11 protein-coding genes are annotated in these 16,075 nt (G+C 68.8%); 6 read left to right on the forward strand and 5 right to left on the reverse strand.

Annotated elements, in window-relative coordinates; all coding sequences use genetic code 11:
- Positions 1-171 precede the first annotated feature (171 nt).
- The 4 genes from tuf to rpsL form a co-directional block, all read right to left on the reverse strand.
- The gene (gene tuf / locus IEY95_RS35805; RefSeq protein ID WP_189190348.1) at positions 172-1,365 is read right to left on the reverse strand and encodes an elongation factor Tu; all 1,194 of its coding nucleotides are present in this window, start codon (positions 1,363-1,365) and stop codon (positions 172-174) included.
- A gap of 143 nt (positions 1,366-1,508) precedes the next feature.
- Positions 1,509-3,635 carry an elongation factor G gene (gene fusA, locus IEY95_RS35810; RefSeq protein WP_189190349.1) on the reverse strand — a complete coding sequence of 709 codons (2,127 nt, stop codon included), beginning with the start codon at positions 3,633-3,635 and terminating at the stop codon, positions 1,509-1,511.
- A 39-nt stretch (positions 3,636-3,674) separates the two neighbouring features.
- A complete protein-coding gene (gene rpsG / locus IEY95_RS35815) occupies positions 3,675-4,145 on the reverse strand; it encodes a 30S ribosomal protein S7 (RefSeq protein WP_003992340.1) in 471 nt (156 codons plus the stop codon).
- A gap of 2 nt (positions 4,146-4,147) precedes the next feature.
- The gene (gene rpsL / locus IEY95_RS35820; RefSeq protein WP_003948652.1) at positions 4,148-4,519 is read right to left on the reverse strand and encodes a 30S ribosomal protein S12; all 372 of its coding nucleotides are present in this window, start codon (positions 4,517-4,519) and stop codon (positions 4,148-4,150) included.
- A 456-nt stretch (positions 4,520-4,975) separates the two neighbouring features.
- Between rpsL and IEY95_RS35825 the strand changes: the two genes are divergently transcribed.
- From IEY95_RS35825 to IEY95_RS35850, 6 genes are all read left to right on the forward strand, one after another.
- Positions 4,976-5,677: a Crp/Fnr family transcriptional regulator gene (locus tag IEY95_RS35825; RefSeq protein ID WP_189190350.1), complete on the forward strand. Its 702-nt coding sequence runs from the start codon at positions 4,976-4,978 to the stop codon at positions 5,675-5,677.
- Positions 5,678-5,919: 242 nt separating this feature from the next.
- Positions 5,920-6,762 carry a hypothetical protein gene (locus tag IEY95_RS35830; RefSeq protein WP_189190351.1) on the forward strand — a complete coding sequence of 281 codons (843 nt, stop codon included), beginning with the start codon at positions 5,920-5,922 and terminating at the stop codon, positions 6,760-6,762.
- A complete protein-coding gene (locus IEY95_RS35835; RefSeq protein WP_189190352.1) occupies positions 6,759-8,891 on the forward strand; it encodes a hypothetical protein in 2,133 nt (710 codons plus the stop codon). Before IEY95_RS35830 ends, IEY95_RS35835 begins: the two co-directional genes overlap by 4 nt.
- Positions 8,892-8,894: 3 nt before the next feature.
- Entirely contained in the window at positions 8,895-10,238 is a 1,344-nt protein-coding gene (locus tag IEY95_RS35840; RefSeq protein WP_189190353.1) for a PE-PGRS family protein, read from the forward strand.
- Positions 10,235-10,747, forward strand: coding sequence for a Pycsar system effector family protein (locus tag IEY95_RS35845; RefSeq protein ID WP_189190354.1), 513 nt, complete (start codon positions 10,235-10,237; stop codon positions 10,745-10,747). The genes IEY95_RS35840 and IEY95_RS35845 overlap by 4 nt, the downstream gene beginning before the upstream one ends.
- A 24-nt stretch (positions 10,748-10,771) precedes the next feature.
- Entirely contained in the window at positions 10,772-12,058 is a 1,287-nt protein-coding gene (locus IEY95_RS35850) for a M48 family metalloprotease (RefSeq protein WP_189190355.1), read from the forward strand.
- 67 nt (positions 12,059-12,125) lie between these two features.
- Here the strand turns inward: IEY95_RS35850 and IEY95_RS35855 are convergent, their stop codons facing one another.
- On the reverse strand, positions 12,126-16,025 hold the full coding sequence (locus IEY95_RS35855; protein WP_189190356.1) for a DNA-directed RNA polymerase subunit beta': 3,900 nt from the start codon (positions 16,023-16,025) through the stop codon (positions 12,126-12,128).
- Positions 16,026-16,075: the final 50 nt, after the last annotated feature.

The following is a 16,075-nucleotide window of genomic DNA, read 5'->3' on the forward strand; positions in this document are numbered from 1 at the left end:
ACACCGGCCGTCGTGCAGCGGCGGGACCCACCAGCGCGCGTCTGTGCCGAATCCGTTCGAGTCCACCCCGCGGTGTGCCGTCCCAGCACGGCAAAGGGGCCCGTACGACCGAAGTCGTACGGGCCCCTTCTGGAGCTCTGTGGAGCTACCAGGCGATCAAGCCAACAAGACTTACTTGTTGATCTTGGTGACCTGGCCGGCGCCCACGGTCCGGCCACCCTCACGGATGGCGAACTTCAGGCCCTCTTCCATGGCGACGGGCTGGATGAGCTCGACCTTCATCTCAGTGTTGTCGCCCGGCATGACCATCTCCGTGCCCTCGGGGAGGGTCACAACACCGGTCACGTCAGTCGTACGGAAGTAGAACTGCGGACGGTAGTTGTTGAAGAACGGCGTGTGGCGGCCACCCTCGTCCTTGGACAGGATGTAGGCCTGGGCCTCGAACTCGGTGTGCGGCGTGACCGAACCGGGCTTGATGATGACCTGGCCGCGCTCGACGTCCTCGCGCTTGATGCCACGGAGGAGCAGACCGACGTTCTCACCGGCCTGGCCCTCGTCGAGCAGCTTGCGGAACATCTCGATGCCGGTGACCGTGGTGGTGGTCTTCTCCTGCTTGATGCCGATGATGTCAACGGTCTCGTTGACCTTCAGGACACCACGCTCGATACGGCCGGTGACGACCGTACCGCGACCGGTGATCGTGAAGACGTCCTCGACGGGCATGAGGAACGGCTTGTCGACGTCACGCTCGGGGGTCGGGATCGCCTCGTCGACGGCGGCCATCAGGTCCAGGACCGACTGGCCCCACTCCTTGTCGCCCTCGAGCGCCTTGAGCGCCGAGACCTTGACGACCGGGACGTCGTCGCCCGGGAACTCGTACTCGGAGAGGAGCTCACGGACCTCGAGCTCGACGAGCTCCAGGATCTCCTCGTCGTCCACCATGTCGGCCTTGTTCAGGGCGACAACGATGTAGGGAACGCCGACCTGGCGGGCCAGGAGCACGTGCTCCTTGGTCTGCGGCATCGGGCCGTCGGTGGCGGCGACCACGAGGATGGCGCCGTCCATCTGCGCCGCACCCGTGATCATGTTCTTGATGTAGTCAGCGTGACCCGGGCAGTCGACGTGGGCGTAGTGACGGCCCTCCGTCTGGTACTCGACGTGCGCGATCGAAATCGTGATACCGCGCTGGCGCTCCTCAGGAGCCTTGTCGATCTGATCGAAGGCCGAGGCCTCGTTCAGGTCCGGAAACGCGTCGTGCAGCACCTTGGTAATGGCGGCCGTGAGGGTCGTCTTACCGTGGTCGATGTGACCGATGGTGCCGATGTTGACGTGCGGCTTAGTCCGCTCGAACTTCGCCTTCGCCACTGGGTCCTCCTGTGGAGTGGTTCTGGTACGCCTTACTCATCGGCGCCAGGTGATCTTTGCTGGGATGCCGCCCGCCGGGGTTCTCCCCTGCCGGGTGAGCCCCGGCGGTCGGTGTCAAGCCTAAAGCGTGTAAACGGGGTGTGTTACTCGCCCTTGGCCTTCGCGATGATCTCCTCGGCGACGTTCCGGGGAACCTCGGCGTAGGAGTCGAACTGCATCGAGTAGCTTGCGCGACCCGAGGTCTTGCTGCGGAGGTCGCCGACGTAGCCGAACATCTCCGAGAGGGGCACGAGGCCCTTCACGACGCGGGCACCGGCCCGCTCCTCCATGGCCTGGATCTGACCACGGCGGGAGTTGATGTCGCCGATGACCTCACCCATGTAGTCCTCGGGCGTGGTGACCTCGACGGCCATCATCGGCTCAAGGAGCACGGGGGACGCCTTGCGCGCGGCCTCCTTGAAGGCCTGCGAACCGGCGATCTTGAAGGCGAGCTCGGACGAGTCGACCTCGTGGTAGCCACCGTCGAGAAGAATGACGCGGACGCCCGTCATCTCGTAGCCGGCCAGGATGCCGAACTGCATGGCCTCCTGCGCACCCGCGTCGACCGAAGGGATGTACTCCTTCGGGATGCGGCCACCGGTGACCTTGTTCACGAACTCGTACGAGGCGTCGCCGCCCTCGATCGGCTCGATCGCGATCTGCACCTTGGCGAACTGACCGGTACCACCGGTCTGCTTCTTGTGCGTGTAGTCGTGACGCTCGACGCCCTTGCGGATCGTCTCGCGGTACGCGACCTGCGGCTTGCCGACGTTGGCCTCGACCTTGAACTCACGGCGCATACGGTCGACCAGCACCTCGAGGTGCAGCTCGCCCATACCACCGATGATGGTCTGGCCGGTCTCCTCGTCCGAGTGAACCTGGAAGGAGGGGTCCTCCTCCGCGAGACGCTGGATGGCGACACCCAGCTTCTCCTGGTCACCCTTGGACTTGGGCTCGATGGCGACCTGAATGACCGGCGCCGGGAAGTCCATGGACTCCAGGATCACCGGGTTCTTGTCGTCGGACAGCGTCTCACCGGTGGTGGTCTGCTTCAGGCCCATGACGGCGACGATGTCACCGGCGCCCACCGACTCGATCTCCTCACGCTTGTTCGCGTGCATGCGGTAGATCTTGCCGATGCGCTCCTTCTTGCCCTTGACGGAGTTCAGCACCGCGGTGCCGGACTCCAGGCGGCCCGAGTAGACCCGGACGAAGGTGAGCTTGCCCAGGTGCGGGTCGCTCATGATCTTGAACGCGAGGGCGGAGAGCGGCTCGTCGTCGGACGGCTTGCGCTTGACGACCAGCTCGGGGTCCTTCACGTCGTGGCCCTCGATGGCCTCGACGTCGAGCGGAGTCGGCAGGTAGCGCACGACCGCGTCGAGCAGGGGCTGAACGCCCTTGTTCTTGAACGCGGTGCCACAGAACACCGGGGTGACCGTGGTGTCGTTGGACTTGCCGGACGCGATGGTGATGCGACGGATCGCGGCGTACAGCTGCTCCTCGGTGGGCTCGACGCCCTCCAGGTACAGCTCCATGATCTCTTCGTCGTTCTCCGCGACGGCCTCGACCAGCTTGCCGCGCCACTCTTCAGCAGCCTCGGTGTGCGTGGCCGGGATGTCGACGACGTCGTACATCTCGCCCTTGGCGGCCTCGGCGGACCACACGAGCGCCTTCATGCGGACCAGGTCCACAACGCCCTTGAAGTCCATCTCGGCGCCGATCGGCAGCTGCATGACGAGCGGCTGGGCGCCCAGGCGGTCCGAGATCATGTCCACGCAGCGGTGGAACTCGGCGCCGGTACGGTCCAGCTTGTTCACGAAGCAGATGCGCGGCACGCCGTAACGGTCGGCCTGACGCCACACCGTCTCGGACTGCGGCTCGACACCGGCGACACCGTCGAACACCGTGACGGCACCGTCGAGGACGCGCAGCGAGCGCTCCACCTCGACCGTGAAGTCGACGTGGCCCGGGGTGTCGATGATGTTGATCGTGTAGTCGTTGTCCTCAAGCGGCCAGTGACAGGTGGTGGCAGCAGAGGTGATCGTGATGCCACGCTCCTGCTCCTGCTCCATCCAGTCCATGGTGGCAGCGCCGTCGTGGACTTCACCGATCTTGTAGCTGACGCCGGTGTAGAAGAGGATCCGCTCGGTGGTGGTCGTCTTGCCCGCGTCGATGTGGGCCATGATCCCAATGTTGCGGACCCTGGCCAGGTCAAGTGAAGTGGTAGCCATAAGGCTTCAGTCTTCTCTCGGTCTCGATGGGGGTAGCGACTACCAGCGGTAGTGCGCGAAGGCCTTGTTGGACTCGGCCATCTTGTGGGTGTCCTCGCGCTTCTTCACAGCGGCACCGAGGCCGTTGGAGGCGTCGAGAAGCTCGTTGAGCAGACGCTCGGTCATGGTCTTCTCGCGACGGGCGCGGGAGTAACCGACGAGCCAGCGCAGCGCGAGCGTGTTGGCGCGACCGGGCTTGACCTCGATCGGAACCTGGTACGTCGCACCACCGACACGGCGGGACTTGACCTCGAGGGTCGGCTTGATGTTCTCCAGCGCGCGCTTCAGCGTGATGATCGGGTCGTTGCCCGTCTTCTCACGCAGACCCTCCATGGCGCCGTAGACGATGCGCTCGGCGGTGGAGCGCTTGCCGTTGAGCAGCACCTTGTTGATGAGGGAGGTCACCAGAGGGGAACCGTAGACCGGGTCGATGATGACCGGGCGCTTCGGGGCGGGGCCCTTACGAGGCATTTCTACTTCTCCTTCTTGGCGCCGTAGCGGCTGCGGGCCTGCTTGCGGTTCTTGACACCCTGGGTGTCGAGCGAACCACGGATGATCTTGTAGCGAACACCCGGCAGGTCCTTCACACGGCCGCCGCGCACGAGCACGATGGAGTGCTCCTGCAGGTTGTGTCCCTCACCCGGAATGTAAGCGGTGACCTCGATCCCGCTGGTCAGACGCACACGCGCGACCTTACGCAGGGCCGAGTTCGGCTTCTTCGGGGTGGTCGTGAACACACGCGTGCAGACGCCGCGACGCTGAGGGGAACCCTCGAGTGCGGGCGTCTTGTTCTTCTCGACCTTGTCCTGCCGGCCCTTCCGGACCAGCTGCTGGATCGTAGGCACTACTTCTCCGGTTTCTGTGTGCCGAATGGTGAAGCTAACCTGGAACGTCGCCGACCCACGCGGTCGGGTGTGTCGAAGCTGCAGACTCTCGCCGCGAGGGCGAAAAGGGCGCAGATTGCGGTGGCCGGTTACGGCTCCCCTAGTGCGGTTGAAGGCACGCACGAGAGCCAGGGCACACCCCAGGCACAAGGTCTGAGCGTACCTACCTCACGGACTTCGGTCAAAACAAATGCCCTGGGGCCCGACACGCCGGACTTGTCACGCTTCTTCTGGGGGGCGTCAGGGCTTCCTACGGACTCCGCACGGCCCTGGACGGTCGACAATCTGTGAATGTCGGTGATTCTGCGCGATTTCTCGATCATTCGGTGCGCAGGGCAATCACCGGTTGAGTACGTTGATCGGTCGCTGTGCATCGGCCGTGGCGCCGATCGGGGGACATCGGGGGACGGGAGACTCATGACGGCCGCGCATTTACCCGGTGACGAGGGGCTGGACGACCGGGTGCCGTTCCTGGCCCGGCTGGAGAGCGCGGACCGCTCCGCGCTGCTGTCCCTCGGCCACGAGCTGTCCTTCGCTCCCCGCACTGTGCTCCTGCACCAGAGCGAGCCGTCCTCGCACGTCCTGATCGTCACGCACGGCTGGACGAAGGTGACCGCGGCCGCCGCCAACGGCTACGAGGCGCTCCTCGCGCTGCGCGGCCCCGGCGACATCATCGGCGAGTCGGCGGCACTGACCGGGCGCCCGCGCTCGGCCACGGTCACCGCCCTTGAGTCGGTCCGCACCGTCGCCGTCGTGCGCGAACACTTCACCGACTTCCTCGCCCGCTCCCCCGCCGTCTCCTTCGCCCTCCTCGGCCTCACCTCCGACCGCACCCGCGCGGCCGACCGGCGCCGCCTGGAATTCGCCTCCCTGAGCGTCCGCGAGCGCTTCGCGGCCCTCCTCCTCGATCTCGCCCGCACCAACGGTCACCGTACGGACAAGGGCATCGAGCTGTCGGTCCCTCTGAGCAAGCAGGAACTCGCGGGCTCCGTCGGCGCGTCCCGGGAGATGGTCCAGCGCCTGCTGAAGGAGCTCCGGGAGCGCGGGGCCGTGGTGACGGGCCGACGGACGATGGTGATCGTTCGGATGGATGTACTACGCCAGATCGCGCGACGCTGAGGTCGTTCACGCGCAGTTCCCCACGCCCTTGAAGGGGCGCCGGGAACCGGGCGAACAACCCCCACCGGCCCGCACCAGAAGGACGACCCAGGTCCGGGAATGGGCAGGGGCGGCGGGGGCGAAACCGGCCTTCTGTGCACACGGTCACAGTTGAAGTGGGTCATCCGCCCTCACACCCCGGCCGCCGGGACCGCCAACCTGCATGCCAGGCAAGGCCCCCACCGAAAGGCGACCAGGCGACCATGACCGACCCCGTGAGCCGGACGATCCTCCTGCTCGACATCGAGAAGTACAGCGACCGGGACGACGTCGAGCAGGCCTATCTGCGGCGCATGTTGTACGACATCACCGACCGCACGCTGGAAACCGCCGGCATCGACGAGCGCCTCCGCCTGCGCGCGGACCGCGGCGACTCCGTCATGGAGTTGATCGACGCCAACGCCTCGGTCACCGCACTCCTGCGCGCTCTGCTCACCGAGGTCCCCGCCCAGCTCCGGGCGGTCAACCGGATGGCCTCCAGCTCCGCCCAGATCCGGCTGCGGGGCGTCGTCGCCACGGGGTACGTCGCCGTGGACGAACACGACGGCTGGGTCGGCTCGGACCTGAACCACGCGTGCCGCCTCCTCGACGCCCAGCTCCTGCGCGCGGCCCTGCGCGAACGGCCCGACGACTTCGCCCTGTGCGTCTCGGAGGGCGTGCACACGGGGATCGTCCGCCACAGCCACCCCGGCATCCCGGCGGAGGACTTCCACCCGGTGACGGTGGACAGCAAGAACGGACCCTTGCGGGCCTGGCTGCACGGCCCGGTACCGCAGGGCACCGAGGACCGCAGTGAAAAGGGGGGAACCCCGGCGCCGGGCGACTCGGGGGAGAGCCCGGCGCCGGGGGCGGCGGCAGCGGCGGGGCCCGTCGGCCCCGCCGCCCCTGTCCGACCCGCCACCCCTCCCGGCGGCGTCGTCTTCAACTTCAACGGCGGCTCACCCAGCTTCGGCGGCAGCCTCGTCGGCGGGGACCAGCACGGCGTCTCCGGCGGCCAGGTCACCGGCGACGTCCACCAGGGCGGGTCGGGGGGTGAGTCGGCGTGACGGTGCCCCCACCGCCGGGGCCGGCTCCCGACGACGTACCGGGGCAGGAACCGCACCAGGCCGCCGAGGGCGAGGAGCAGGAGCGGACCCAGGAGGCCCGGGCCGCTCAGCGCGAACTCGTCGCGCACACCCCGGGGTTCATCTTCAGCGAGGCCGCGTCGTTCGGCGGCAGCCTGGTCGGCGGCGCCCAGCACGGCGTGTCCGGCGGCGTCGCCCGTGATGTGTTCATGGGCGGCAAGACGGAGATCCACCACCACACAACGGCGGCGGCCTCGACGGCGTACGCCTCCGGGGAGATCCCGCAGGCGGACCTCGACGCGCTGTCCGCGGTCTTCGTCGAGAGCCCCGCCTTCGCTTCCGCCCTGGCCCGCCTGCGCGAGGAACGTGTCCTCGTTCTCGCCGGCGCCCACGCCACCGGCCGCAACGCCGCGGCGCTGATGCTTCTGCATCGCCTCGGCGTCCCCGCCGTGCACGCCCTCTCCTCGGAGACCAGCCCCGCGGCCCTCGCCGCCCAGCTCGCCGCGCCCGGCGGCCATGTCCTGCGCGACCTGCCGCTGAGCCGCAACCGGCCGCTGCGGGATCCCCATCTGCACGCTGCCCGCGACCAGCTGAAGAAGGTCGACGGATATCTGGTGGTGACCATCGAGAACTCCCCGTTCCTGCTGGGGGCCACTCCTGCCCGATGGGAGCCGCCGGAGCCAGCCGCCGTGCTGCGCGCGCATCTGGCCGACCACCGGCGCGGCGAGGACATCGAGGGCCTCCTCTCCCTCGGCCCCGTGCGGGACTTCCTCTCCCGCGGGGCCCACCGGCCCGCCGAGGCCGTCAAGTTCGCCGCGGAAGTGGCCGGCTACGACGGCAGCGAGGAAGCGGCGGCGCGGCTGGCGGACTTCGGACAGGCCGCGGTCGAGCAGCAGTGCCGGGAGTGGCTGAGCGACCCCGAAGCCAACCTGCGGGACAAGGCGTTCCTCATCTCGCTCGCCGTCTTCGACCAGGCACCGTACGTCCTCGCGGCCGAGCTCGCCGACAAGCTGTACGTGCACTTCCAGCGACTGCAGCACCCCGAACAGCCGCCGGAGATCCCGGTGTTCGGACTCGCCGCCGAGACCCGTCTGGAACGGGCGCGGGCCGAGGGTGAGGTCCGGGACGAGGCGACCGAGTGGGGCTCGGTGCCGCAGTTCACGGCGTACTTCCGCAAGGAGAACACCCCGAGCGTCCTGCTCACCGAGGTGTGGACGGGCCATCCGTCGGCCCGGCCCGCGCTGGTCGCATGGCTGAAGGAGCTGGCCCGCGACGGCCGCCCGGTCGTACGGACCCGGGCCGCCGCGGCCACCGCGCTGCTCGCGCGCGCCGACCTGCCCTCGGCGGTGGCGCTGCTGATCGACGGCTGGGCCGTCTCGAAGTCGTTCGGCCCCCGGGTCACCGCGGCGAACACGCTCACGCTCGCCCAGCTCCTCGACGCGCCCGTCGTGCTGCGCCTGCTCACCCACTGGTGCACGGACTCCCACTGGGCCCGCCGCTGGACCGCGATCCGCGCCTTCGGGCTGCTCACACCGCTGCGCCCGGACCTGGCGGGCCCCGCGCTGAGCGCGCTCGCCGCCCGCGCCCGCGCCGGGGGCAGCAGCCCGGCCGAGGCGAACAACCTGATCGAGTCCACGGCCCTGCTGCTCTCGGTCGGGGGCCGGCGCGGCGAGATGCTCTCCGAGCTGGTGCGGCTGCTCCACCACGACACGGCCTCGGTCCGCGCGCTCGCACTCGCCGCGTTCGTCCGCGCCTGCGACAACGACGAGGAGGACGCGCTCGTCGAGTGGTACACCACCACGGGTATGTACGAGACGTACTCGGCCCACGACCTCGCCACCCTCTGGCGCACCGCGCTCGGCGACCGCGCGCACACCCGCGGGGCTCTGGACGCCCTGCACACCTGGGTGCACGTCGCCGAGCGCCGGGCGGACACGGCGCGGGCCCTGGAGTTCCTGCTGCCCGCGCTGGTCGTGACGGCGGACGACCGCAAGCGCCTCAGCCATGAGCTGCTCAACCTGCGCGCCCCGGACGGCGGCCCGCGCCCACCGATCGCCGACCGGCTGATCGGCGTACTGACCCCCTCCACCGCAGAGCCATCGAGGAGTTGAACCATGGCGGAGTTCCGCCGTCAGCCGGAGTGGCAGCAGGACGCCAACCGGCACAGCACGCTGATCGACCCGGTGCTCACCGTGCGGCCGATCGCCCGCTTCGACTACACCGCCAGACGGCCGGTCACCGCGATCGACCACGCGCTCGTCTTCGTCACCGCCAAGGGCTCGTACGACGTCTACATGCCGCCGCACCGTCCGAGCCGCTCGGACGCGGCGACCCGCCGCTACACCTCCGTGTACGAGGTGGACATGGGCAGCCACCCGGTGCAGCTGGACCTGGAGCTGCCCAGCGACGACGACGCGTTCTCCTTCGGCGCCACCGCCGATCTGACCTGGCGGGTCGCCGATGCGATCGCGTACGTGGCGAGCGGCGAGCGTGATGTGCCCACCCGGCTGACCCGTGAACTCCACCAGTTCGCGCGGCCGGTCAGCCGACGCTTCTCCATCGAGGACAGCGCGTCGGCCGAGCGTGCGGTCCAACAGGCCGTGGAGACGGGCGGCTTCGCGGCGGGCATCGGTCTCGCCGTGACGTGTGTCGTACGACTTCGCCTCGACGACGAGGCGATCGCCCACCGGCGGCGGCAGCGGAACCTGCGTTACGAGTCCGAAATGCTCGACCCCGAGCACGAGTTCCGGCTGCGCCAGGCCCGGCAGCAGCACGAACTGGAAGTCCTGCGCCAGCAGCAGCACCACCAGTTGATGACCGAGAAGATCAACTTCTACCAATATCACCTCCAGCACGGCGGCGTCGGCGCCTGGGCGGTGCATCTCGCCCAGCACCCCGAGGACACCCAGCTGGTCGTCGGGTCCATCCAGAAGGAGCAACTGTCGTTCATCAAGAGCGAGTTGGAACTGATCGCCGGCGACTCGCTGGAGGACTTCCAGAGGGCGGAGTCCGCCCGCTCCATGCTGCCGAAGATCAACGACCTGATCCAGCAGCAGGCCGCGCCGGAGCAGGGCGCGCTGCCCCCGGGGGCGACCCCCGGGCAGCCGTACGTACCGCCGCAGCCGCCGTACCCCGGCCAGAACTCGCCTCCACCGCCGGCCCAGCAGCCGTACGGCTCCGCACCGCAGCACCAGCCACCGGCGCCGTACGCGGCCGCTCCCTACGGTCAGCCGCAGGCACCGGGCGGGCCGTACGCCCAGCCGCCCGCCCCGCAGGCACCGGGCGCCCCCTACGGGCAGCTTCCCCCGCCGCAGGCGCAGGCCGCCCCGTACGCCCAGCCCGCACCGCCCTACGCGGCCACGGGCCCCGCTCCCGCCGTGCCCCCGCCTCCGGGCGCCGCCGAGCCCGCCGACTCCGGCGTGCCGCCGCAGGACCTCCCCGAGGCGGGGCCCGCGTGACCACCTCCCCCGACACCCACGCCGGCGCCCGAACCGCCGAGCGGCTGCTCACCGAACTGCGGGGCGAGATCGCCCGGGCCGACAGCAAGGCGTCCGTGCTGGTGGCGGCGCTCGGGATGACGGCGGGGGTGTTCAGCGGGCTGCTGGCCGGGCGGGACTGGACGCCGAGGGAGCTGTCCTGGGCCGGCACCTCCTTGTGGTGGGCCGGGGCCGCCGCCCTGGCGCTCTCCCTGTTCGCACTGCTCCTCGCCGTACTCCCCCGCTACCGCACCGGCTCCTGGGCCCCAGGGCAGCCGCTGTGCTACTTCGGCGACATCCAACAGGCCGTACGCACGGGCCAGTTGGCCGCCGCGCTCGCCGACACCGACCGCGACCCCGCCGCCGGACTCACGGCGGCCCTCACCGAGACCAGCCGTATCGCCGCCCGCAAGCACCAGTGGATCCGCACCGGTCTGATCGCCTTCTGCACCGGCACGGCGCTGCTGCCCACCGCGCTGCTCATCGGCTGACGTCCCCACCCGAAGGAGCCCCAGATGTCCCAGCCACCAGGCCCCGCGTATCCGGAGCCCCAGTACCCAGGCGCGGCCCCGCCCCCGGCGCAGTACCCGGGCACCTCCGCTCCCACACCGCCGCACTACCCCGGCGCCACGACTCCCCCGCCGCAGTACCCGGGGACCGCCGCCGCGCCTCCCTCCTACCCGCAGGCCGTCCCCGCCCAGCCCCAGTACCCGACGGCCCCACCCGCCCACCCCGGCGCGACGCCGCAGTACCCCGGAGCCGCGGCCCCCTATCCGGGCGCCGCCCCGCAGTACCCGGCCCAGTCCTCGCAGCCGGCGCCCTTCGTGCCGCAGCAGTCCCTCGCCCCCGACGACCTCGACTACCGCCACCAGGGCCGCCGCATGCACGTGGCGGCCCACCAGCGCGGCGCCGACGCCACCGCCATAGGGCAGCTGGCGACCCAGGTCCCGAGCTTCCTGGTGAGCCTCGCGGTGGTCGCGGCGGTCGCCGTGGCGATGTTCGGCACGGCTGTGGGCTGGCTGGTCGTCCTCGCCTGGCTGGCCTCCGGGGCCCTCGTCTTCCACCGGCCCACCGAGCTGCTCTTCGCCCGGCGCACCTTCAAGCTGCGAGCACCACTGGAGACGGAGCGGGCCCGTCTGGAGCCGGTCTGGCGCGAGGTCACCGCTCGCGCGGGCATCGAGGCGGAAACGTACGAACTGATGGTGGAGAACAGCGAAGACCTGAACGCGTCCGCGGTTGCCGGGCACGTCGTCGGGGTCACCACGTACTCGCTCAACAAGATTCCGAGCAGCAACCTCGCCGCCGTACTCGCCCATGAACTCGGCCACCACGTCGGCGGTCACGCCTGGGCGGGCCTGCTCGGCTACTGGTACTCGCTGCCCGGTCGGATCGCCTGGGCCCTGACCCGGGGACTCGCCAGGATCGCGATCGCCGTCGCCAGTGTCTTCTCGGCGGCCGCGACGATGATCCTCGCCCTCTTCATGGGGGCGTTCGTGGTGATGGGCTTCCTCGTCGCCTGGTACATCACCATCCCCCTCGTGATCGCGCCCTACCTGCTCGCCTACGCGGGCCGCCTGGGCGAGCTGCGCGCCGACCAGCAGGCCGCCGCCCTCGGTTTCGCGACCGAGATGGTCCAGGTGCTGCACCACTTCCAGGCCGAGGAGGACGCCGCGAAGGCGTACGCCGCCGCGCGGGGCAAGAAGCTCAAGGAGCCGGGCGGCCTGGCCAAACTCCTCACCACCCACCCCGACAACATCACCCGCATCCGCGCCCTGGAGCCGCACCTCCCACTGCCGCGCTGACACACGCCGAAGGGCGGTCACCCCGAACCCGGGGTGACCGCCCTTCAGTTACTGCGAAGCGACTCGCTTACTGGTTGTACGGACCGTAGTCGTAGTCCTCCAGCGGAACGGCCTGGCCGGAGCCGGTGCCGAACGGCGAGTAGTCGATGTCGTCGTAGCCGACGGCCGAGTACATCGCGGCCTTGGCCTCTTCGGTCGGCTCGACCCGGATGTTGCGGTAGCGGGACAGACCCGTACCGGCCGGGATGAGCTTACCGATGATGACGTTCTCCTTGAGGCCGATCAGGGAGTCGGACTTGGCGTTGATCGCCGCGTCCGTCAGAACCCTGGTCGTCTCCTGGAAGGACGCCGCCGACAGCCACGACTCGGTCGCCAGCGAGGCCTTGGTGATACCCATCAGCTGCGGACGGCCGGAGGCCGGGTGGCCGCCTTCCTGGACCACACGACGGTTCTCGGTCTCGAACTTCGAACGCTCGACCAGCTCGCCGGGCAGCAGCTCCGCGTCGCCCGACTCGATGATCGTCACCCGGCGCAGCATCTGCCGGATGATGATCTCGATGTGCTTGTCGTGGATCGACACACCCTGCGAGTTGTAGACCTTCTGGACCTCGCCGACCAGGTGGACCTGGACCGCGCGCTGACCCAGGATGCGCAGCACGTCGTGCGGGTTGGTGGCACCCACGGTGAGCTTCTGGCCCACCTCGACGTGCTCACCCTCGGACACCAGCAGACGGGCACGCTTCGAGATCGGGAACGCCGTCTCGTCGCTGCCGTCGTCCGGGGTGACGACGAGCTTCTTGGTCTTCTCGGTCTCCTCGATCCGCACGCGGCCGGAGGCCTCGGAGATCGGGGCGACACCCTTCGGCGTACGGGCCTCGAAGAGCTCGACGACACGGGGCAGACCCTGGGTGATGTCGTCACCGGCCACACCACCGGTGTGGAAGGTACGCATCGTCAGCTGGGTACCGGGCTCACCGATGGACTGGGCGGCGATGATGCCGACCGCCTCACCGATGTCGACCAGCTTGCCGGTGGCCAGCGAACGGCCGTAGCACATGGCGCAGGTGCCGACGGCGGACTCGCAGGTCAGGACCGAACGGGTCTTGACCTCCTCGATGCCGTGCTTGACCAGCTCGTCGATGAGGACGTCGCCCAGGTCGGTGTTGGCCGGGGCCAGCACCACGCCGTCGACGACGATGTCCTCGGCCAGCGCACGTGCGTACACGCTGGTCTCGACGTTCTCCGCCTTGCGCAGAACACCGTCCGCGCCGCGCTCCGCGATGTGCAGCTTGAGGCCGCGGTCGGTGCCGCAGTCCTCCTCGCGGATGATGACGTCCTGGGAGACGTCGACCAGACGACGGGTCAGGTAACCCGAGTCGGCCGTACGCAGGGCGGTGTCCGCCAGACCCTTACGGGCACCGTGCGTGGAGATGAAGTACTCCAGCACGGACAGGCCCTCACGGAAGGACGCCTTGATCGGACGCGGGATGGTCTCGTTCTTCGCGTTCGACACCAGACCACGCATACCGGCAATCTGACGCATCTGCATCATGTTGCCTCGTGCACCCGAGTTCACCATCATGAAGATCGGGTTGGTCTTCGGGAAGTTGTCGTTCATCGCCTCGGCAACCTCGTTGGTCGCCTTGGTCCAGATCGCGATGAGCTCCTGCGTGCGCTCGTCCTTGGTGATCAGACCGCGCTCGTACTGCTTCTGGACCTTCTCGTCCTGCGCCTCGTAGCCCTTGACGATCTCCTTCTTCGCCTCGGGAACGACGACGTCGGAGATGGCCACGGTGACGCCGGAACGGGTCGCCCAGAAGAAGCCGGCCGCCTTCAGGTTGTCGAGCGTCGCCGCCACGATGACCTTGGGGTAGCGCTCGGCGAGGTCGTTGACGATCTCGGAGAGCTGCTTCTTGCCGACCTCGTAGTCGACGAACGGGTAGTCCTCGGGCAGCAGCTCGTTGAAGAGCGCGCGGCCCAGGGTCGTCCGCAGGCGGAAGGTGTCACCCTGCTGCCACTCCGGCTCGCCCTCCTCCTGTGCCGGCGGGGTCCAGCCGCGCGGCGGGATGGTGCCCACCGGGAAGCGGATGTCCACGCGCGACTGCAGCGAGAGCTCGCCGGCGTCGAACGCCATGATCGCCTCGGCCACGGAAGCGAAGGAGCGGTCCTCGCCCTTCACGTTCCGCATCTCGCCGTCCGTGGTCAGGAAGAACAGACCGAGGACCATGTCCTGGGTCGGCATCGTGACCGGGCGGCCGTCGGCCGGCTTGAGGATGTTGTTCGAGGACAGCATCAGGATGCGGGCCTCGGCCTGCGCCTCCGCGGAGAGGGGCAGGTGGACGGCCATCTGGTCACCGTCGAAGTCCGCGTTGAACGCGGTGCAGACGAGCGGGTGGATCTGGATGGCCTTGCCCTCGACCAGCTGCGGCTCGAAGGCCTGGATGCCGAGGCGGTGCAGCGTGGGCGCACGGTTCAGCAGAACCGGGTGCTCCGCGATGACCTCTTCCAGGACGTCGTACACGACCGTGCGGCCGCGCTCGACCATCCGCTTGGCGCTCTTGATGTTCTGCGCGTGGTTCAGGTCGACCAGGCGCTTCATCACGAACGGCTTGAAGAGCTCCAGCGCCATGGCCTTGGGCAGACCACACTGGTGCAGCTTCAGCTGCGGACCGACGACGATCACGGAACGCGCGGAGTAGTCCACACGCTTACCGAGCAGGTTCTGACGGAATCGACCCTGCTTACCCTTCAGCATGTCGCTGAGGGACTTCAGCGGACGGTTGCCGGGGCCCGTGACGGGGCGACCACGACGGCCGTTGTCGAAGAGCGCGTCGACGGCCTCCTGAAGCATGCGCTTCTCGTTGTTCACGATGATCTCGGGGGCACCGAGGTCAAGGAGTCGCTTCAGACGGTTGTTGCGGTTGATCACACGGCGGTACAGGTCGTTCAGGTCGGAGGTCGCGAAGCGGCCACCGTCCAGCTGCACCATCGGACGCAGGTCCGGCGGGATGACCGGCACGCAGTCGAGCACCATGCCCTTGGGGCTGTTGCTGGTCTGCAGGAACGCGGAGACGACCTTGAGGCGCTTGAGCGCGCGGGTCTTCTTCTGGCCCTTGCCGGTGCGGATGATCTCGCGAAGGCGCTCGGCCTCCTCGTCGAGGTCGAAGGACTCCAGGCGCTTCTGCAGCGCCGCGGCACCCATCGAACCGTCGAAGTACGTGCCGAAGCGGTCACGCAGCTCGCGGTAGAGGAGCTCGTCGCCCTCCAGGTCCTGGACCTTGAGGTTCTTGAAGCGGGTCCACACCTCGTCGAGACGGTCGATCTCGCGCTGCGCACGGTCACGCAGCTGCTTCATCTCACGCTCGGCACCCTCGCGCACCTTGCGGCGCACATCGGCCTTGGCGCCCTCGGCCTCCAGCTCGGCCAGGTCGGTCTCGAGCTTCTTGGCGCGGGCTTCCAGGTCGGCGTCGCGACGGTTCTCGACCTGCTGACGCTCGACGGAGACGTGGGCCTCCAGCGAGGGCAGGTCGCGGGTGCGGCGCTCCTCGTCGACGAACGTGATCATGTACGCCGCGAAGTAGATGACCTTCTCCAGGTCCTTCGGGGCGAGGTCGAGCAGGTAGCCCAGACGCGACGGAACGCCCTTGAAGTACCAGATGTGGGTGACGGGAGCGGCCAGCTCGATGTGGCCCATCCGCTCACGACGCACCTTGGCGCGAGTGACCTCGACGCCGCAGCGCTCACAGATGATGCCCTTGAAGCGGACACGCTTGTACTTACCGCAGTAGCACTCCCAGTCCCGGGTCGGACCGAAGATCTTCTCGCAGAAGAGTCCGTCCTTTTCGGGCTTGAGGGTGCGGTAGTTGATGGTCTCGGGCTTCTTGACCTCGCCGTGGCTCCACTGACGGATGTCGTCAGCGGTGGCCAGACCGATCCGGAGCTCATCGAAGAAGTTGACGTCGAGCACTATGCGTCAATCCCTCTCAGGGTTGTAAGTCTTAGGGGTCTGATACGGGG

This window comes from Streptomyces albiflavescens, from assembly GCF_014645835.1.
GTDB lineage: Bacteria > Actinomycetota > Actinomycetes > Streptomycetales > Streptomycetaceae > Streptomyces > Streptomyces albiflavescens.